Annotated in this window: 17 protein-coding genes and 1 tRNA gene; 10 read left to right on the top strand and 8 right to left on the bottom strand. The window is 40.4% G+C overall.

Annotation, left to right across the window (positions count from 1 at the left end):
- The first annotated feature begins 15 nt into the window (after nucleotides 1-15).
- A complete protein-coding gene (locus ABJH98_RS01395; RefSeq protein WP_348305819.1) occupies nucleotides 16-399 on the top strand; it encodes a DUF2306 domain-containing protein in 384 nt (127 codons plus the stop codon).
- Nucleotides 400-418: 19 nt separating this feature from the next.
- Here ABJH98_RS01395 and ABJH98_RS01390 read toward each other — a convergent pair whose 3' ends face one another.
- Complete coding sequence (locus ABJH98_RS01390; RefSeq protein WP_348305818.1) at nucleotides 419-3,037, bottom strand: ABC transporter permease; 2,619 nt, start codon at nucleotides 3,035-3,037, stop codon at nucleotides 419-421.
- Nucleotides 3,034-3,357, bottom strand: coding sequence for a helix-turn-helix transcriptional regulator (locus ABJH98_RS01385; protein ID WP_348305817.1), 324 nt, complete (start codon nucleotides 3,355-3,357; stop codon nucleotides 3,034-3,036). Before ABJH98_RS01385 ends, ABJH98_RS01390 begins: the two co-directional genes overlap by 4 nt.
- A 135-nt stretch (nucleotides 3,358-3,492) precedes the next feature.
- On the opposite strand from ABJH98_RS01385, the gene ABJH98_RS01380 reads away from it, so the two are divergent.
- The 4 genes from ABJH98_RS01380 (at nucleotide 3,493) to ABJH98_RS01365 (ending at nucleotide 7,603) form a co-directional block, all read left to right on the top strand.
- Complete coding sequence (locus tag ABJH98_RS01380; protein WP_348305816.1) at nucleotides 3,493-4,368, top strand: carbonic anhydrase family protein; 876 nt, start codon at nucleotides 3,493-3,495, stop codon at nucleotides 4,366-4,368.
- A gap of 45 nt (nucleotides 4,369-4,413) precedes the next feature.
- Complete coding sequence (locus ABJH98_RS01375; protein ID WP_348305815.1) at nucleotides 4,414-5,550, top strand: DcaP family trimeric outer membrane transporter; 1,137 nt, start codon at nucleotides 4,414-4,416, stop codon at nucleotides 5,548-5,550.
- 203 nt (nucleotides 5,551-5,753) lie between these two features.
- A complete protein-coding gene (gene tcmP, locus ABJH98_RS01370; protein WP_348305814.1) occupies nucleotides 5,754-6,875 on the top strand; it encodes a three-Cys-motif partner protein TcmP in 1,122 nt (373 codons plus the stop codon).
- Between the two features lie 2 nt (nucleotides 6,876-6,877).
- Nucleotides 6,878-7,603 carry a phage Gp37/Gp68 family protein gene (locus ABJH98_RS01365; protein ID WP_348305813.1) on the top strand — a complete coding sequence of 242 codons (726 nt, stop codon included), beginning with the start codon at nucleotides 6,878-6,880 and terminating at the stop codon, nucleotides 7,601-7,603.
- Between the two features lie 173 nt (nucleotides 7,604-7,776).
- Here the strand turns inward: ABJH98_RS01365 and clpX are convergent, their stop codons facing one another.
- From clpX to ABJH98_RS01345, 4 genes are all read right to left on the bottom strand, one after another.
- Complete coding sequence (clpX, locus tag ABJH98_RS01360; protein WP_348305812.1) at nucleotides 7,777-9,009, bottom strand: ATP-dependent Clp protease ATP-binding subunit ClpX; 1,233 nt, start codon at nucleotides 9,007-9,009, stop codon at nucleotides 7,777-7,779.
- Nucleotides 9,010-9,048: 39 nt separating this feature from the next.
- Nucleotides 9,049-9,723 (bottom strand): ATP-dependent Clp protease proteolytic subunit, encoded by a 675-nt coding sequence (locus ABJH98_RS01355; protein WP_318172652.1) that lies wholly within the window; start codon nucleotides 9,721-9,723, stop codon nucleotides 9,049-9,051.
- A 179-nt stretch (nucleotides 9,724-9,902) separates the two neighbouring features.
- Complete coding sequence (tig, locus tag ABJH98_RS01350) at nucleotides 9,903-11,222, bottom strand: trigger factor (RefSeq protein ID WP_348305811.1); 1,320 nt, start codon at nucleotides 11,220-11,222, stop codon at nucleotides 9,903-9,905.
- Between the two features lie 82 nt (nucleotides 11,223-11,304).
- A tRNA-Leu gene (locus ABJH98_RS01345) sits at nucleotides 11,305-11,386 on the bottom strand.
- Between the two features lie 153 nt (nucleotides 11,387-11,539).
- On the opposite strand from ABJH98_RS01345, the gene ABJH98_RS01340 reads away from it, so the two are divergent.
- The 5 genes from ABJH98_RS01340 (at nucleotide 11,540) to ABJH98_RS01320 (ending at nucleotide 16,618) form a co-directional block, all read left to right on the top strand.
- Nucleotides 11,540-13,777: a RelA/SpoT family protein gene (locus ABJH98_RS01340; RefSeq protein WP_348305810.1), complete on the top strand. Its 2,238-nt coding sequence runs from the start codon at nucleotides 11,540-11,542 to the stop codon at nucleotides 13,775-13,777.
- Nucleotides 13,778-13,837: 60 nt separating this feature from the next.
- Nucleotides 13,838-14,308 carry a transcriptional repressor gene (locus ABJH98_RS01335; protein WP_348305809.1) on the top strand — a complete coding sequence of 157 codons (471 nt, stop codon included), beginning with the start codon at nucleotides 13,838-13,840 and terminating at the stop codon, nucleotides 14,306-14,308.
- 14 nt (nucleotides 14,309-14,322) lie between these two features.
- On the top strand, nucleotides 14,323-14,664 hold the full coding sequence (locus ABJH98_RS01330; RefSeq protein ID WP_348305808.1) for an STAS domain-containing protein: 342 nt from the start codon (nucleotides 14,323-14,325) through the stop codon (nucleotides 14,662-14,664).
- 7 nt (nucleotides 14,665-14,671) lie between these two features.
- Complete coding sequence (locus tag ABJH98_RS01325; protein WP_348305807.1) at nucleotides 14,672-15,940, top strand: adenylosuccinate synthase; 1,269 nt, start codon at nucleotides 14,672-14,674, stop codon at nucleotides 15,938-15,940.
- A gap of 225 nt (nucleotides 15,941-16,165) precedes the next feature.
- Nucleotides 16,166-16,618, top strand: a complete 453-nt coding sequence (locus tag ABJH98_RS01320; protein WP_348305806.1) for a hypothetical protein — start codon at nucleotides 16,166-16,168, stop codon at nucleotides 16,616-16,618.
- Nucleotides 16,619-16,713: 95 nt separating this feature from the next.
- Here the strand turns inward: ABJH98_RS01320 and ABJH98_RS01315 are convergent, their stop codons facing one another.
- The gene (locus tag ABJH98_RS01315) at nucleotides 16,714-18,303 is read right to left on the bottom strand and encodes a sodium:solute symporter (protein ID WP_348305805.1); all 1,590 of its coding nucleotides are present in this window, start codon (nucleotides 18,301-18,303) and stop codon (nucleotides 16,714-16,716) included.
- 70 nt (nucleotides 18,304-18,373) lie between these two features.
- Nucleotides 18,374-20,635 carry a glycoside hydrolase family 3 N-terminal domain-containing protein gene (locus ABJH98_RS01310; protein ID WP_348305804.1) on the bottom strand — a complete coding sequence of 754 codons (2,262 nt, stop codon included), beginning with the start codon at nucleotides 20,633-20,635 and terminating at the stop codon, nucleotides 18,374-18,376.
- Between the last annotated feature and the right edge of the window lie 68 nt (nucleotides 20,636-20,703).

Genomic DNA, 20,703 nt, shown 5'->3' with positions numbered 1-20,703 from the left:
AACGATAAAAAGCGAATGACTTATTACGATTTGATGTATGCCCATCTGGCGACTGTTGTGCCTTGTTTCATCATAGGAACGATCCTGTTGATTATCAAAAAGGGAACCAATATCCATAAAAACCTGGGAAGAGTCTATATGATCCTCATGCTGATCACAGCAGGCATTACGCTTTTTATGCCCGCAGAAGTGGGGCCAAGAATGCTGAATCATTTCGGCTGGATACACAGCTTTAGTTTCTTGACTATTTATACCGTGCCCACAGCTTATTGGGCTGTAAAAAGGGGAGATATAAAGTCTCACAAGAGAAAGATGATTTTGCTCTACTTTGGTGCTATCCTGATTGCTGGCGGCTTCACATTTACGCCAGGCAGGTTTTTGTACTCCTTGTTTTTTTAAAACCAATAAGATTGTCCTGTTATTCACTTCGCAAATACTTCATGGGACTGATTAATGAGGCTTTTACTAACTGATATCCGATGGTAGCCATCGCTAAGACGAACAAGGCAAAACCAGATGCTATAAAAAGAATAGGTTCTATAGAAATGCGATAAGCAAAATCTTCTAGCCATCCAGCAGCCAATAAATAAGTGATTGGCCAGGCAATCAAATTGGCGATAGCAATTAGCATTATATATTTTTTGGCGAGCAATAAGACCAAGTGATTTAATGGTGCTCCTAATGTCTTTCTAATGCCTATTTCTTTGAGCCTGTTTTGAATCGAAAACGCCACCAAAGCATACAGACCTAGACAAGCCAATGCCACGGCTAATGTCGAAGAGGTGGAGATTAATTTGGCGATCTTTTCTTCTTTCTCATACAGGGCTCGGATGCTGTCTTCCACGAAGCCCGCTTCAAAAGGTAAATCACCAGCTACTTCATGCCAATCGCTTTCCAAGGATAACATGGTTTGCCTCAAATCGTTGCCCTCTACTTTGATCAGAATCTGCTCCAAATTGACGAAAGGCATGACAATACCCATAGGCCCAATGGGAGTATGTAGCGAACCAAAATGAAAGTCCTCAACGACCCCAATCACGATGCGTTCACGATTGTGAAAGTTTACCTTTTGACCAATCGGATCTGAGAGTCCAAGTTCATTTACGGCAGATTGATTGAGTACCAAGGACGATTCTTCGTCAGTAGAGAAATCCGTTGAAAAAAATCTGCCTGCCAATAACTTTACACCAGAGACATCGAGGAAGTCGTATTCCGTTTGATAGTAGGATAGCTGATGAGCATCGTTGCGAGATTGGCCATTGAGCCAGGCCGGTCCGCTTGAGGCTGATCCGTTAAAGGCGTGACTGTGCTTGGTTAACCCAATGACTCGTGAATTGGCAAGGAGCCTGTTGCGCAGGGCTTCATAATGTCCTTCTTCGGTTCCTATCCGGAGCTTAACCAGATTTTCTTTATCAAATCCTAATGACTTGTTTTGGATGTATTCTATCTGAGCGGTGACAATAACAGTGGAAATGATTAGGCCTACTGCTATAACGAACTGAAAAACAATAAGCCCTTTTCTAAGCCATGCACCAGATTTAAAACTGATGTGACCACCTTTCAGTGCCAGTATGGGACTAAAAGCAGCTAAGACAAAAGAAGGATAAATCCCTGCTATAAGACCAATGAGAACTGTACCAACAATGAAAAATGGAAGCGACTTCATTAACTCCAAATTGGAATATTCTAGCTCTAGGGCGAACAATTGATTGAAATATGGTCCGAACAGTATGAGAATAACCAAAGCTAAGCCCAGACTAATCAAACTGATCAAAACAGATTCTATCAAAAACTGTTTGGACACTCTGGATTTAACTGCCCCCAACACTTTTCTAATACCAATCTCTTTGCCGCGTCTTAGAGACATGGCCGTAGAAAGGTTCATAAAATTGCAACTAGCCACTAGCAGAATTAAGAATACCACCACACTCAATCCCAATATGGTAGTTCGATTGCCGACCCTTATAGACTCACCTATGTTCGAATAGTTAGAGGAACCTAGATATAAGTCCTTTAGTGGCTGAAGAAAGACTTCTATTTTGACTTCAGATGAGTTTTGATAGTTGGCTTTATACAATTCAGCTATTGGTGCTTGAAGTGCTATAGGGGAGGTGTTTTTTTCTAGTTCTACATAAGTCCAAAATCCAGCCCACCCCCAGCTATTTAGGTCGGCCAAATAACCTTCGGGAACCACATAGGTGGGAAAAGAGATCAGTAAATCGAAGGTGATATGTGAGTCGAAGGGAATGGGCTCAAGAATGCCGGTGACTTTCAGCGGAGTTTCGTTTTCCAGAATAATGAGCTGCCCCAAGGGGTCTTGGTTTCCAAAGAATTTTTTAGCCATTTTTTCTGTTAATACAATGTTTCCAGGCTCATCTAATGCTGTATGGCGATTACCTGCTACAAGAGGGAAGTCAAACATTTCAAGAAAAAGAGAATCTGCATAAAACCCATTGCCTTGATAAAATGATTGGTCATTGACAGTATACAGGACATCGTCTGTATAGCGCAACCTGGTGGTTCGTTCGATACCGGTAAAATTGGCTCGAATGGCTGGAGCAAGGGCAGGAGGAGTCCGCGCCCATAGATTTGTGCGGTTGGGTCGTTCGAAACGATTGGTTACCCGATAGATGTTCTCAGCTTTACTATGAAACTGGTCGAAAGTCAACTCCTTTTTTACAAAGGAAAAGATGAGGAAGCAACTGGCCAGCCCAAGTGCCAGTCCAATGATGTTGATGCTGGCGAATACTTTGGTTTTCTTTAGCCCTCTCATGGCCACAAGGATGTAATTTTTAATCATAGGAGTAGTGTTGAGTGGAGTGTATGGATTTGAGTTTTTTCTTTTGAGTGTGAATCTGTTGATGAACTTCAGCACATTAAGCCAATAAAGAAGGCGAGCTCGAAAGAGTCCTTTCCTTTCTACCTGGTCATCGAACCATTCATGCAAATCGCCCAAAATGGATTCGGCCAGTTCATTCTGGCAGTACCAGCTGAAAAAACGATCTGCCCATTGAGGTGGTTGATGCTGCTTTTTCATTCTAAGACAAAATTTGGAATCATATTCCACAGCAGATTTCTTGAAGCTCTGGATTCTTGTAAGGCTGACTTGCCGGTGGCGGTAATGGTAAATAGGCGTTTCCTTCTGCCGCCCCGTGCCGTGCTGCTACCACCAATCTGAGATTTCACATAACCTTTTTCTTCCAGACGATAGAGGGCTGTGTGCACACTACTGAGCGTGACGGAGCGTTCGAGCTTTTCTTCGATAGCCCTAGTGATGGATAGACCATAAGCCTTGTCGTGCTGGGCTGCCACCAGCAGCAATACAATTTCTTCAAATTCTCCTAACGAGTGTTTCATTATTTACCTATTTGTAAAACAACTAACTATCCAACGACAAGATCAAGAGAAATGTTACAAGCAACGATTCAATTCTTCAAAACCAGATTTTACACCTATATTTAACTATCAATTAATCTAAACTTAAAAAGAACCATGTTGAAATTAAATGCAAATCACCAGACGATCCTATCGGTCAGTTTGGTAGCCTTTCTATTCTCTTGCAATCCTGCTTCAAAACAAGATTCTCAAGCGCCTGAAACGGAAACCTCAGCACCCGAAGAAAAAGAATCAACTTCTGTTCGACCAGCACATTGGGGATATGGTGGTGAAGTAGGTCCATCTGAATGGGGGAAACTGAGTCCTGTTTATGCGCTATGTGAAGAAGGAAATGGACAATCACCAATAAATATTTCAGATACTGAAATTGGGGATGAGGCCCAATTCATTCTGGATTATGGTTCTACGCCATTAAAAATAGCTTTCAATGAACATGTTGATAATATAGTGGACAATGGTCATACAATTCAAGTAAATGTGGATGAAGGCAGTACGATGACCTTTGGGGAGAAGTCTTACGATTTAAAACAATTTCATTTTCATACACCAAGTGAGCATACTATCGACGGAGAAAATTTACCATTAGAAATGCATTTTGTTCACCAAAGCAAAGATGAAAGTTTGGCTGTGCTTAGCGTGATGTTTAAAGAAGGTGCTGAAAATGACAACTTCTCTAAAATTGTACCGAACCTACCTAAAACAAAAGGGGAAAGTAAGCATCTATCTGATGAAATTTTGCAACTTCATATGCACATTCCAGAGGATGTGAGCGGATATTTTTACAATGGTTCTTTGACCACTCCTCCTTGTAGCGAAGAGGTACAATGGGTAGTTTTGAAAGAAAACCCAACCATGTCCGCAGAGCAAATTAAAGCTATTTCTGATATCATAGGTCCAAACAATCGTCCGGTTCAGGCATTGAATGGAAGAACACTTCAAACGGGTGGTTTGGTAGAAACCGCTGCGGAATAAATTTCATTCAATAGACTTTTATAACTAGACAGACCCCTCAGATTTATGAGACATTTATTGATTGTTGCATGTGTCATATCGTCTATGATACATGTGAATGCACAGACTACTACGCCAGATGCAGAAGAGCTTCCTCCAGGTTGGTGGCTAATTCCTAAGACCAATACTCAATTTAAAATCGGTGGCTATGTGAAATTTGACATGATCCACGACTTCAATCCTATAGGATCCACAGATTATTTTGATGTCGCTACGATCCCTACCGATGGGTCGGAAGGAGAAAGAACAACACTTCATGCGAAGGAAACCAGGCTTTACATAGACACCAAGACACCGACAAAAGTCGGCGTATTGAGGACTTATATAGAAGGAGACTTTTATGGAACCAGTGGAGCCTTTAGACTCAGACATGCTTTTGTAGATATCGGTGATAAATGGAGGGCAGGTCAGTGGTGGTCAAATTTCATGGATGAATCCATCATCCCAAGTACGCTTGATTTTGAAAAACCAGCGGCTTATGTTTTTGCTCGTCACCCGATGTTGAGGTACACACAAGCATTGTCGGAAGATGCCTACATCGCCGTTGCATTGGAAAATCCCAATGAGCGAGCGCAAGCACCTGCCACACCAGGTGTTTTTGAAAGTCCATATCCCGATTTGACTGGACGATATAGAATCACTAAAGATTGGGGTCACTTTCAACTTTCAGCATTTGCTGCTCAAATCAGATACCGACAAGATGATGGACAAACGCAGGACGTGGGGCTCTATGGAGCAAATCTTTCTGGACAGTTCAATATAGGTGAAAAAGACAAGCTGATCTATCAAGGCGTATATGGTCCTGGGGTTGGTCGTTTTAGAGGTGGCCTTTCCACAGGATTAGATGCTAATGGCAACTTGGAAGCCATTGTAGATACAGGGGTCACGCTAGGGTATCAACATTATTGGTCATCAGCCTTCTCCTCGCTGTTGGTTTATAACCAAGGCACCAACAACAACACCGACGGACAACCTGGGACTGATTTAAAACACACCAATTACTTTGCAGCCAATTTACTTTGGCATTTCGTAGAGAATGCCTTCGCTGGAGTGGAATACCTCAGAGGTACAAGAGAAGACAAAAGTGAGCAGGACGGCACCGCCAATCGCTTGCAATTTAGTGTAAAGTATAAGTTTAATTAGAGAGGAATTTACTTCCTCGTGTTATTTCGTGGCGAAGAAATATCCTCATTTGAAGGCAGCCAATTTTGACCATGCCAATTTGATCTCATTTCAAAAAGGTGTATTATTATGGTTCTAAGACTGGTTCAGCAGCTGGTCTTTCGCAGCACTTCGGAGAATTATTATTGCAATTTAATATTACCAAAAATTGAATAATATAAGAAATGAGTTCTAAGAATATTCATGAAGAACCATTCGATCGTGGGACAATTACAAAATTGGAAATTTTTCAAGATTATGCTCAAGCTTGGATTCCTACTTTTGTAATGCAGAGTTATGTTAAGGAAATTCATATTTTCGATTTCTTTTCTGGCCCTGGTTATGATTGCAATGAAGTGCCTGGCAGTCCAATCAGAATTCTAAAGAAAATAAATGAGCACCTAGGCCAAATTCTTAAGACAAGGACAAATATTGTCTTGCATTTTAATGAATTTGAACCAAAACTCAAGTCACAGAGAAAATTCGAAATGTTGAAAGAGAACTGTTTGAATTTTGTGCACGAGAATCCTAAGTTTAAATATTTCTTAGATATTAATTTTTACAATAAAAATGCTGAAGAATTGTTTTTTGAACTTCTTCCCTTAATAACGAAGTATCCATCACTAGTTTATCTGGATCAAAACGGGGTTAAGTTTATTTCAAAAGAATATGTGGATGAATTGGATAATATAAAAAAATCTGATTTTCTCTATTTTGTGTCTTCTTCGTTTTTTAAAAGGTATGGAAAGACTGAAGAGTTTAAAAAGGCTTTGGAAATTGATATTAATGAATTGGAATCGGAACAATATTGTAATATGCATCGACTCGTAGTAAGTAATATAAAATCACGTCTTCCGATAAATTCTGAACTAAAGCTTTTTCCGTTTTCGATAAAGAAAAATTCAAATATCTATGGAATAATTTTTGGTTCAAAAAATTATGCGGCCGTTGATAAATTTTTAAGTATCGCATGGAAAAGGAATGAATTAAATGGTGAGGCTGATTTCGACATTGATGAAGATTCTGGTAAAGGTCAGCTTAATATTTTTGGTAGTAAGGATTTGACAAAAAAAGAGAAATTTCAGATCGACTTGGAAGGTTTAATATTAAAAAGTAAAGATATTTCTAATAAAGATGTTCTTATCTATACTTATGAAAATGGACACATTCCTGCCCATGCCGTGGAAGTATTAAAAAAATTAAAAAGTGAGAAGAAAATATATTACGCTTCATCCTCTCCATACTTGACTTACGTAAATGTATTTCGCAATGAGAATATTATAACTTACAGAGTTATTAAAAAATAAACATGGCTCAATCAAGTATAGAATGGACAGAAATGACTTGGAATCCAACAACTGGATGTTCAAAAATTTCAGCTGGATGTAAGTTTTGTTATGCTGAAATTATGTCTCGAAGGTTACAGGCAATGGGCATTGAAAAATATAAGGACAATTTTGAAGTTAGAATTCATCCTGAAGCATTGAAAACACCTTACTCTTGGAAAAAGTCCAAAGTTGTATTTGTAAATTCAATGAGTGACTTATTTCATGAAGATGTTCCGTTAGAGTTTATTCAAAAGGTATTCAAGGTGATGCGAGAAAACCCTCAGCATGTATTTCAAGTCTTGACAAAAAGAGCAGAAAGGTTGCATAAACTAAGTGAGCATTTGAAATGGTCTCATAACATTTGGATGGGTGTATCTGTGGAAGATGAAAGGGTTGTAGAGCGGGTTTCATTTCTTAGAAATACGGAAGCAAAGGTTAAATTTTTGTCGCTAGAACCATTAATTGGCCCATTGCAAAACCTTAATTTAAAAGGTATGGATTGGGTGATAGTTGGAGGAGAAAGTGGGCATAAACCTAGACCAATGAATACTGATTGGGTTGTTGATATTCAAGAACAATGTGAAAAAAATGATGTAGCATTCTTTTTCAAACAATGGGGAGGGAAAAACAAGAAAAAGGCCGGTCGTGAACTTAATGGGAAAACTTACGATGAAATGCCGGAAATTGAATTGCAATTAAGTGTTTGAAGTACGCATCTGTGATGCGTGACTGATCTTAACCAACTGCCATAAAAAAGCCCATCCCGATAGTTATCGAGATGGGCTTTGATATTTTAAATCGTCGAAATGGATTGTTTGAAAAGCAGTCTGCTAGTCCGCCAGGGATTACCCGAACTTACGTCGGGTAATGACGGATCGACTTACCCCGCCACTCTCAATTTATTCAATTTAGATTTTTCGAATTTCTGCTCGGCGTAAGCACGGGTGATGACTAGTTTTTTAGCATCCTTTTGAGATGGCATTTCAAACATCGCATCATTGATGATCGCTTCGCAGATTGATCGCAGTCCACGAGCTCCCAGTTTGAATTCTAAAGCTTTGTCTACCACATAGTCCAAAGCGCCTTTTTTGAATTCTACCTCGATCCCTTCCATAGTGAAAAGTTTCGTGTATTGTTTTACTAAAGCGTTTTTGGGCTCAGTCAAAATCTGACGAAGCGCCGTACCATCCAATGGATTCAAGTGCGTCAATACAGGTAGACGACCAATCAACTCTGGAATCAATCCAAAGCTTTTCAAGTCCATCGCCGTGATGTACTGAAGTAAGTTCTCCTTGTTTACCTCTCCGTAGGTGTCCGTCTTCTTATTGTTGAAACCTAATGGGCGAGTATTCAATCGAGTAGCAATATTTCTGGCGATACCGTCAAATGCTCCACCGCAGATAAACAGAATGTTTTCTGTATTCACAGAAATCATCTTCTGATCTGGGTGCTTACGTCCACCTTGTGGGGGCACATTCACAGAAGTACCTTCTAAGAGTTTTAGTAAGGCTTGCTGCACACCTTCTCCACTCACATCCCTGGTGATTGACGGGTTGTCAGACTTACGAGAAATCTTATCTAATTCATCAATATATACGATGCCACGCTCGGCTGCTTCCACATCGTAGTCAGCCGCCTGAAGGAGTCGGGTCAAGATGCTTTCTACATCTTCACCTACATAGCCAGCTTCGGTCAATACCGTAGCATCTGCAATACAGAAGGGCACTTGAAGAATTTTAGCGAGTGAGCGAGCCAGATAAGTTTTACCTGTTCCGGTTTCTCCTACCATCACAATATTCGATTTTTCAATCGTCACCTCATCATCGTCTGCTGGTTGAGAGAGCCTCTTGTAGTGGTTGTACACTGCCACAGAGATCACTCGCTTGGCTTCATCCTGACCAATGACAAACTGGTCAAGGTGTTCCTTCATTTCGACAGGTTTGATAAGGTTGAAGTTCGGAGCATCCAGATTACTCTTGGTGCTCGACTCTTCATTCAATATCTGATTGGCTTGCGCAATACATTTATCACAAATGTGAGCATGTATTCCTGAGATCATCAAATCAACATCTTTCTTATTCCTTCCGCAAAATGAACAGGTTACTTGAGCCATATCCTCCCTTTAATATTAAAAATTTTTCAAAGATAACGATTAATCGTCAGCTTTTCGTTCTAGTACTTCATCGATTAATCCATATTTTTTGGCTTCAGATGCTTTCATCCAGTAGTCACGATCAGAGTCTTTCTCAATTTGATCATAAGTTTTGCCACTATGCTTAGCTAGGATGTCGTACAAGTCCTTCTTCACGGATAGTGTCTGTTTCAAAGAGATCTCCATGTCAGAAGCTTGCCCTTGCATGCCAGCCATCGGTTGGTGAATCATAATTCTTGAATGAGGCAACGCAGCTCTTTTGCCTGCTGCTCCACCAGCCAACAATACTGCGCCCATAGAAGCCGCTAGTCCTGTGCAAATGGTGTTTACGTCAGGGTTGACGTAGTTCATGGTGTCATAGATGCCAAGTCCAGCGTACACAGAACCACCCGGGCTATTGACATAAAGCAAGATATCTTTCTTAGCATCTACTGATTCTAAAAATAGCAACTGAGCGGTGATAATGTTGGCGATGTTGTCATCCACACCCATACCAAGGAAGATGATTCTGTCCATGATGAGTCTTGAAAATACATCTATCTCACGGAAGTTAGTTGGGCGCTCTTCGATGACTGCACGTGTCATGTTTTCGATATGACCGGTGTATTGGTCGAAAGTGTTACCATTTATGTTTTGACCTTTTACGGCGAAATCTCTGAATTCTTTTTTATCCATTTCTAATAGGTGTTATATGTAGGTACAAAAAAACTAAAAAAGTCCATAATACAAAGGGCTTTGTTTAAAGACGATAGACTAAGGTAAAAGTTTATTCCTAAATCGACTTTGAAATAAAAAACCTGTCTATCACCATAATGAATGACTAGACAGGTTTCTAATAAAACAAGGTATTTTTCTTAAGCTTTTTCTCTGTATTCGTCAGCAGTTACTTCTTTGGCCTTGATGGTGATGTTTTCTTTGATGAAAGCCATCACTTTGTCGTTGAATACTTTTTCGTTCAACTTCATATAGTTCTGTCCTTCTTCGCCTTTCAAGTAATTGTCCGCAAAAGAATCGATGTTTTGTTCCATCGCGTCAGACATGCCCATGGAGCCAAATTGCACTCTGATCATGTTTTTTGCTTCGTTTACCACATCTTCATGTTCTGTCTTGATCTCATTATCCGTAGCGATTTTGTTTTTGATCAATGACCATTTCAAGTCATTGGCATACAAAGGATAATCGGTGTCAATTTGCTCTTTCGTCAAATTGTTTTTGTTTGAGAGCTCCAACCATTTCTTTAAGAAGGTATCAGGCAATTCCATTTTAGTCTTCTCAATGAATTTGTCTCTGATTTTCAACTCCGTATAACCTTCCGTTTCTTTCACGTAGTTTTCACCAATAGAAACTTTGATCTTCTCTTTAAATTCTTCCTCAGTTTTCACCGCATCTTTGCCAAAAGTCTTGTCGAACATATCCTGGTTGATTTCAGCAGGTGTAATTCTGTTCACTTTTTTGACTTCGAATTTGATTTTGCCAGTCAATCCTTGATTGGTAGCTAGGAAGGCATTTCTTTGATCTTCGTTTTTGATGGCTTTGGCTGGGTCAAATTCAATCACATCTCCAGCTTTTTTGCCTGCCATTTCTTTCTGCACTTTTTTGTCTACATGATCGAAATCCAGGAGTGTGCCAGCAGCATTCTCGTCATCACCTTCGATTACGATTTCACCATAGAGTGAATCTCCGCTTTCAGAAACATCAGGATTGGTGGTTTCGCCAAATTGTTTTTGCAGATTGTTTACCGTTTCAGCAATCAATTTATCCTCGATCTTAATAGAGAAAGTATCAACTTTGATTTTGCTATCTACTTTGAGGTCAAACTCTGGCGCAATACCGATTTCGTACTCAAATTCAAAATCCTTGCTGTTTTCCCAATCCATGTTAGCTGCTTTTTCAGCATTTGGAAGTGGATCACCTAAGATTTGGATGTCATTCTCCTTGATGTAGTCCATCACTTTGTGAGAAACCATCGTGTTGATTTCTTCAACCTGAACGGATTTGCCGTACATTTTTGTAATTAAGCTCTTTGGAACTTTTCCTGGACGGAATCCTTTGATCTGAGCTTTCTTACTGTACTCCTTAAGTTTTTCTTCAACTTTGGGTTGATAATCAGCCTCCTTTAAATTAATTTTAATAAGAGCCTCTGTTTTTGAAATTTGATCTAACTGAATGTCCAAAATTGTGATCTTTTATGGTATGTATTCAAAAAATTAAAAACCCTCTTTCCTGAATATTCACAAGAAAGAGGGTGTCTGTTTGTGCGGATGGAGGGACTCGAACCCCCATGCCTCGCGGCGCTAGATCCTAAGTCTAGTGCGTCTACCAATTTCGCCACATCCGCATGCGTGAAATTTTTGGAAGTGCAAAGCTAAGGAGATAATTCAATTTGACAATAGGTGATTGGAAATATTTTTTTGTTTTTTTCAGGTTCGAAAATGAAGGCGATTACAATTAAATTTGTCAGGTGTATTTTATGCCATGAAATGAAGACCAAATGATGGATACAACAGTGACGATTGACGAAGAGGAAGAGAAGAAGGAGATCATCCGTCGCTACCGAAAGCTACTGCGTCATGCCAAGCCCTTTCTTAAAGACAACGATGCCAAGGAAATAAAAAAAGCATTTTATGTGTCTTTAGAAGCGCATAAAGACATGCGAAGAAAATCTGGCGAACCTTATATCTACCATCCGCTAGAAGTAGCCGACATCTGTGTCCATGAAATTGGATTAGGTACTACTTCGATTATATCAGCACTGCTTCATGACGTAGTAGAAGATACAGATTGGGAATTGGATGATATCAATCGAGAGTTTGGTCCTAAGATCATGCGCATTATCGACGGGCTGACCAAGATATCTGGTGTGCCTGGTGAAAATGTGTCAGAGCAAGCGGAGAATTTCCGAAAGATGTTGCTCACCTTATCCAGTGATACACGTGTGATTCTCATCAAATTGGCTGATCGACTGCATAACATGCGGACTTTAGAGAGCATGCCGCGTCACAAACAATTGAAGATTGCTTCAGAGACTTTTTATTTATATGCGCCATTGGCTCACCGTTTAGGGCTTTACGCCATCAAAACGGAGTTGGAAGACCTTTCTATGAAGTATCGGGAGGCTGACGAATATGAAGCTATAGCTAAGAAAATTGAGCAGTCTAAAGACGACCGTAATAAATTCATTAGAAACTTTGTTAGACCCATTCAGAAATCTATTAATGATCAAGGGTATACCGTAGAAGTAAAGGGTCGTAACAAATCCATCTACTCCATTGCGCAGAAGATGAAAAAGCAGGACATACCTTATGAAGAGGTATATGATCTTTTTGCGATTAGAATCATCATTGATACAGATTTAGAGAAGGAAAAAGCAGCCTGCTGGCATGTTTATTCTATAGTGACTGATTTCTATCAGCCTAATCCAGATCGGTTAAGAGACTGGGTGAGTATTCCTAAGGCCAACGGCTACGAATCACTGCACACTACCGTCATGACCAAGAAAGGTCAATGGGTAGAAGTTCAGATTCGAACTCGTCGGATGGATGATATTGCTGAGAAAGGGTATGCAGCGCACTGGAAATATAAAGATGGTTCTGCTAAAGAAAACGAATCTGCTCTTGACTTGTGGATCAATAGTGTCCGTGAGTCCTTGGAGCAGAATGATATTTCGGCCATAGAGTTTGTGGATGATTTTAGGTCAAATCTATTTCTCGAAGAGGTTTATGCTTTTACCCCAATGGGTAAATTGATTACCCTGCCAAATGGTTCTACTGCTCTTGATTTTGCTTTTGATGTACATTCAGAAGTAGGAGCTGGATGTATTGGCGCCAAAATCAATCACAAATTGGTACCCATAAATACCAAACTAAAGAATGGAGATCAGGTGGAGATTCTTACCTCTTCCAAGCAGAAGCCGAAAGAAGATTGGCTTCGTTTTGTGGTCAGTTCTAAGGCCAAGTCAGCGATTAAGGATTTTCTGAAAGAAGAAAAGAAAAAAGCTGCCTTTGAAGGAAAAGAAATTGTCATTAGAAAACTGAAGCAAATTAAGCTCACGTTGAACAATGAAACGATCAATAAGCTAGTCGCCTACTTTGGTGCAAAAAGTCCGCTAGATTTCTTCTACGCTGTTGGTACTGAGAAGATTAATTCAAAGGATATCAAGAAGATCAGCGAGATCAAGAAAGAAGCTTCAAAGAAACCGAAAAAGACTAAACTGGAAAGTGCGGAGGATGTTAAAAAAACTATAAAAAAAGTTCACGATACCGGGACAGCCGATATGCTCCTGATTGGAGAGGATATGGATGTGGTGGACTACAAATTTGCCAATTGTTGTAAACCTATCCCTGGCGATGACGTTTTTGGTTTTGTGACTGTAAGTGAAGGGATCAAGATTCATCGAACCACCTGTCCCAATGCGACGGAGCTCATGTCTAATTATGGTTATAGGATCATTAAAGCCAAATGGACGTCGCAGCAACAAATTGCATTTTTAGCAGGTATCAAAGTGATTGGTACAGATAGAATAGGCATGGTCAATGACATTACATCTATTATATCTACCGACCTGAAAGTTAATATGCGATCGTTGACTATTGACACGGATCATGGCATTTTTGAAGGTAATATTTCCGTATATGTAGACGATACGAGTCACCTCAATACCATGCTGGATAAGCTAAAAAATGTAGAAGGAATAGAAAGTGTGAGTCGCTTTGACTTATATGATAAATAATATCTTTAATAGGCTATATTTGCCCGCGGAAAAACAACCGTGCTTTAGAAAGTTCGAATAGTGAGCGAAATCAAACATCATATCGATCCTAAGACCAAGATTTACGAAGAAGTAAAAAACATTTTTACTGAATTTCTTGAATCCAAAGCTTTGCGTAAAACGCCAGAACGTTATGCGATTCTGGAAGAGATTTATAGCAAATCAGGTCATTTTGATGTGGAGACTTTGTACATCAGTATGAAGAACAAAAACTATCGCGTGAGTCGAGCTACAGTATACAACTCACTCGACCTTTTAGTAGAGTGCAATTTGGTTACCAGACATCAGTTTGGTCAGAATTTGGCACAATACGAGAAGTCTTATGGCTTCAGACAGCACGATCATATTTTGATGGCGGGTAGCGGAAAAGTATTGGAGTTTTGCGACCCACGAATTCAAAACATCAAACAAACCCTGGAGGATATGTTTGATATTGATATTACCCATCATTCGTTGTATTTCTTTGCAAAAGAAAGGACTAACAAAAAGTAAATTATACTCACCCTATGAATTATAAAATAAATCACGAAGGTGACTTGGTGTTCATTAATTTTGAAGGCGATCTCATTGGAGAAGAAAACGGCCCAGAGATTATTGAAGCTGTAAACGACACATTAAGCAACAACATCGTGAAATGCGCTGTAGATATCTCCGAAGTGAGGTATATCAACAGTAGCGGCATTGGTGTTTTGATCACAATCCTGACCAAATTTAGAAATAAAGGTGGCGAGGTCGTACTTGTGAACCCATCCGAACATGTTAAAAAACTATTGGCTATCACTAAGCTTAATGCCATTTTCACTGTAGTGGAAAGCGTAGCCGGAGCGAAAGAAGAACTAAATAAATAATTACCACATGTCTGTAGATGTATTGCTTGGACTTCAATGGGGAGATGAAGGAAAAGGTAAAATTGTAGATTATCTCACACCAAAATATAACGTAATTGCTCGTTTCCAGGGTGGCCCCAATGCTGGGCACACTTTGAAATTCGGAGATACCAAACACGTATTGCACCAGATCCCTTCTGGTATTTTTCATAAAGGAGCCGAAAATGTAATTGGTAATGGCGTAGTGCTAGATCCAGCTATTTTCAAAAAAGAAATTTTGGCTTTGGAACAGTTTGAAAATTACGACAAAAACAGCCTTTTGATTTCTAAAAAAGTGCAACTGATTCTGCCGACCCACAGAATCTTGGATGGTGCTTATGAAAATGCCAAAGGGGACAAAAAAATTGGTTCTACCCTAAAAGGAATCGGCCCAACTTACGAAGATAAAATCTCAAGAGTAGGACTAAGAGCTGGAGATATTTTGAGTCCAGATTTCGATGCGAAATACAAGGCATTGAAGCAGCGTCACTTGGATATCTTGTCTCGATATGATTTCCAATTTGAATTGGAAGAATTGGAAACTGCTTTCATGGAAGGAGTAGAATTTTTGAAAACATTCCAATTGATTGATAGTGAATATCACTTGAACAAGAAATTAGCTGATGGTCAGTCTATTTTGGCTGAAGGTGCGCAGGGCTCATTGCTAGATATTGACTTCGGAAGCTATCCATTTGTGACGAGCTCTAATACGACTACAGCCGCGGCTTGTACAGGACTAGGTGTAGCAGTCAACAAAATTGGCGATGTATTTGGTGTATTCAAGGCATATTGTACCAGAGTAGGTAGCGGACCTTTCCCTACAGAACTTCACGACGAAACTGGCGAATTACTAAGAAAAAATGGGGGTGAGTTTGGTGCGACTACCGGTCGTCCTCGTAGATGTGGATGGTTGGATTTGCCAGCATTGAAGTATGCGATCATGGTGAATGGTGCCACTCGGCTATACATGATGAAAGCAGATGTGCTTTCTGGTTTTGATACGATTCAGGTTTGTACTACGTACAAGGATGCTGATGGCATTCTAACTGATCAAATGCCGTATGATTTGAATGACAATACGGCAACTCCAGTATACGAATCATTCGAAGGGTGGTCAGAAGATTTGACTGAAATATCTTCATACAATGATCTTCCGGCTTCATTGAAATCTTATGTAGAGTTCATTGAAAGGCATGTGGGCTTACCGATCGATATCGTATCTGTTGGACCCGACAGAAAACAAACTTTATTGAAATAATAGAAACGCACAGCGTTCCAGAAAATACAAACCAGATGAGGATACTCGTCTGGTTTTTTCGCTTTAAACCTATAAGGTTTCCAAAACCTTATAGGTTTGTGAAATTTACCCCTCCGAATTGAAATACGGATAGTTCATCTAATGTAAAAAAGACTATATTTTTGATTCTGATAAAGAAGCTTTTGGATGTTCCAGAAGGCCAGGTAAATCATAATCAAAAAATTAATGAAACATTTTGTCTTTGTACTTTTCTGTGCTCTTGGTGCCTGCGCACCAAAGCAGGAAAATATTTCCAATCAACGAAGCCCTATCGAAGGCACCTGGCAGTTACTTTCCGCTCAGAATATCACGGGTGAGGATACCGTATTCACCGATTACACCATTGGCATGAAAGGGATCAAAATGATCAACCAAAACTATTTTGCTTTTTTCCAGCATGACCTCAGCAAGGGCACAGATAGTTTAGCTAAGTTTTCTGCAGGCAGTGGCTCTTATACTTTTGAAAATGGACATTACATAGAAAACTTAGAATACTGCACTGGACGTCAATGGGAAGGCAATACTTTCGAGTTTGAGTTGAAGATCAAAGGCGATACTTTGATTCAGGAGGGCAGAGAGAAGATCGAAGACCTGGATGTTGATCGGGTGATCAGAGAGATTTATGTCAAATTAGAATAAGAAAAAGGTCAAATGCTGCCTTTGTTGGAGTTGACTCGAACAAACTTCTGTAGCCAACACTTCTTACTCCTACCATTTAGGAATGACAAACAGTTCTAACTAAAATAAACCCAAATAGAAGCCAGGATACAAACGAGAATACCGGACAGAATCAAATCCTGGCGGGTATCTACCATAGACATCTTGTGAAAAGTAACGCCCTCGATTTGCGCATAATCTGGACTGTTTGTCAATAGACTGACTAGAATCAACACTGCTACACAGATGACAAATAAGAAAATGGCGAAATGCAAGAAGTTAATGTCGCAGAAGTAGAAAAAGGCTCCTTGTAAGTCGGTTTTGTTCACTTCACCGATCAGTCTTGCAATCCCCAGTACAAATCCAGTTACCATAGAAGCCATGGCACCTTTGGAATTGAGCCGCTTGAAGAAGATACCCAATAGAAATACAGCAGCAATAGGCGGTGAAATATAAGCTTGGACACTCTGCAAGTACTTAAATAACTGATCAGAGATATTGTCGATAAACTGTACCCAGAGCAGACCGAAGAATACCAAACCAACGGTGGCGATTCGGCCGACAAGCACTAAGTGCTTTTCCGTGGATTCAGGTTTAATCTTCTTGTAGATATCAAGTGTGAAAATCGTAGAACAGGAATTGAAAACAGACGACAATGAGCTCATCAGAGCAGCTAAGAGTCCTGCGATCACCAGTCCTTTCAATCCCACTGGCATCAAGACTTTGATAAGCATCGGCAAGGCATCATCTGGCGTGTTGAGCAACAGTTCACCTTTTTGGCTCAAAGCCAATGCGATTATCCCTGGGATTACGAAGATAAGCAGTGGCAGCATTTTGAGATAGCCCCCGAAAATGCTGCCTTTCCTAGCTTGTTGGATATTTTTAGCGGCCAATACACGCTGTACAATAAACTGATCTGTACACCAGTACCAAACACCTAGAATAGGAGCTCCAAAGATGATACCCGTCCAAGGGAAGTCAGGATTTGAAATGGGTTTCCAAAGGCTGAAGTAGCTAGCGTCTAACCCAGCGGTAAAGGCCGACCAGCCCCCCAAATGATAAAGTCCTACCGCGGTAACTGTTAGGGAACCCGCTATCAGCACAAACATTTGGATCATATCTGTATAGATGACAGCTTTCAATCCACCGATCGTGGTGTAGATACCAGTAATGACAACTATCACAACGGCACCTGTCCAGAAGTCCATGCCCATGGCTTGGAAGATGATGCCTCCCGCCGCGATAGTGACTGATATTTTTGTCAGGATGTAGGCCACAATTGAAATGACCGAAAGGTACGCTCTGGTGTTTTTGGAATAGCGTTTCTCCAGAAATTCAGGCATGGTGAACACACCACTTCGAATATAAAAGGGAACAAACACCCAACCCAATAGCAGAAGCACAATACCTGCCAACAATTCAAATTGCGCGACGGCTACGCCGCTGCTCGCCGCCGTGCCAGCCAGTCCGATCAAGTGCTCTGATCCTATGTTAGAAGCGAAGAGGGAAGCTCCGATGACAAACCAGCCCATATCTTTGCCGCCAAGGAAATAACCAGTGGAATCGTGTCCGTTTTTACTTTTTTTAGCTACTCTGATCGCGATTAAAAAGATACAAACAAAGTAGACAGCAATGACGGCTATATCTAATAGTTCTAAGTCGAGCATTGGGTTATCAAGTACTTATAAAAATAAGTGCCGCCCCTTACGAGGCGACACTGTGAACGGTATAAAGACCTTATTTCTTATAAAAGAAATTTTCCTGCTGATCTCCTATTATCAAGGTGAATTCACCTTCTTCAGTCACTCTCTCGCTATTCTGATTGATGAATGATAGATCAGCTACAGCTAGTTGAAAATCTACTTGTGTAGAAGTTCCTGATTTGATCTCTACCTTCTTGAATTTTTTTAATCGTTTTTCCCCTGGTGTGACAGATGCGTATAGGTCGGCTACATACAATTCAACTGCTACTTTACCATCTCTGCTGCCTGTATTGTTTACAGTCACTGAAACATTGATTTTTCCATTGGCATCCAGTGTGGTTTTATCCAGTTTCAGGTCGCTGTAGCTAAATGTGGTATAACTCAACCCATGACCAAAAGACCACTGAGGAGAAAATCCACCCAGTCCATAGGTGTCTGGTTCTGATTCTTTATAGTTTTCTGAGTGTTTGCGATCGTAAAGCACGAGGTCTCCTGTGTTTTTAGGATAGGTGAATGACTGTCGACCATTCGGGTTATAGTCTCCAAATAGAATTTCCATTGTCGCCTTAGCTCCCTGGCTTGCAGGTCGATAAAGATTCAAAATGCCCTTGACGCCAGGTTCTACAGATGAGATCACTCTCGGTCGACCTTGGGCAAGAAGTAAAACAACAGGCTTGCCAGTAGCTACAGCGGCTTCTACCAATTGCAATTGATTTTCATCCAATGTCAAATCATCGATACCTCCTGGTGATTCTGCATACGCCTTTTCCCCAATAGCCAAAACAATCACATCTGCTTTAGCAGCATTGTTTTTCACGAATGTGGTATTCGTATTGGTTGGATCATTATAATCAGCTATTGCATTGGTGATGACCTGGCTTGCGCCAATTTTTTCAATCATGGCATCTTTCAACGTCAATGTTCCTTCGTTGTAGGCAGACTCAGCATCTCCCTGCCAGGTGTAGGACCACGAACCGTGCAAAGCACCAATGTTATTGGCACCTGGGCCTGTGAACAGTACTTTGGAACTTTTGCTCAATGGCAATACATCTTCTTCATTTTTCAGGAGTGTAATGGATTCTAAGGCAGCGTTGAGCGCAACATCGGCATATTCTGCTTTCCCAAAATTGGCAATCGCCGCTTCTTCAGGATAGGCATTGTCAAAAAGCCCAACGTCGAATTTGAGTTTCAGAATTCTATAAACGGCTTCATCTATGCGCTTCATACTTACTTCGCCTTCGTTGACCAGTTCCACCAAATAGTCGTAGAACGAGTAGTCCGTAGGCACCATGCTCATGTCGATTCCAGCATTTACGGCAATTTTGACGGCCTCTTTTGGAGTAGCCGCTACTTGATGACGAATATGAAGTCTGATAATATCTTCCCAGTCAGAAACCGCCAAGCCTTCAAATCCTAATTCACCTCTCAAAATGTCTTGTAGGTAATACTTGCTGGCATGCACAGGCACACCGTTTACTTCGCCAGAATTAATCATCACAGTAGACGTACCGTTGGCGACAGCCGCCTCGAAAGGAGGTAAATAGTATTCCCTGAGTTGAATGTCTGGGATATAGGCTGGTGTCCTGTCTTTTCCACTTTGTGGGGTAGAGTAGCCAATGAAATGCTTCATACAGCTGGCGACAGCAGTGATGTTTTTCAGTCCATCTTCTTCATAAGCGTTGATAGCGGCTCCTCCCAGTGTAGAAGTGAGATAGACATCTTCTCCAAAAGTCTCTTCAAATCTCGACCAAAGTGGCTGACGACCGATCCCAAGCGTAGGGTCGAAGTTCCAACGGATACCAGAGGCACGCACTTCCATTCCCGTAATTTTAGCCGCTTGCGCTACCAAAGCTGGGTTTCGGGCAGCTCCCATACCAATATTATGAGGGAAAAGTGTTGAACCTTTGGTATAAGAAGTACCATGAATGGCATCTATGCCATATAGGATTGGTATTTTAAGTTCAGTTTCTTTAGCGGCAATGTCTTGAATGGCTATTAATAATTTGTGCCATTCTGCTACAGTCAATGGACTACCATTGGTATTGAGTATAGAGCCGACGTTTTTATCAATGATTGCTTCTCTGAGGAGATCAAGGTTTAAATTTCCATCTTCATGAAATTTGCTCAAAGTAATTTGAGTCATCTGTCCCACTTTCTGCTCGACAGACATTTTACTCATGAGTTCAAGCACCTCTGGATCTTTTGCTTTCGAAGTTTTTGGGCTAGAAGTACAAGAGTAAAATGTACCGATAGCTAGAATGGGAAGTATATATTTTTTAAATTGAATAAGCTTCATTGATTTTAATATGTTAAGAAGTGAAGAATTTTATCACTATACAAAACTCAATCATTTATCTCCTAGAT

The sequence above is a fragment of the Reichenbachiella sp. genome (assembly GCF_039969095.1).
Lineage (GTDB): Bacteria > Bacteroidota > Bacteroidia > Cytophagales > Cyclobacteriaceae > Reichenbachiella.
The sequence above is the reverse complement of the archived record's forward strand: the minus strand, read 5'-3'. Positions and strand labels throughout refer to the sequence as shown.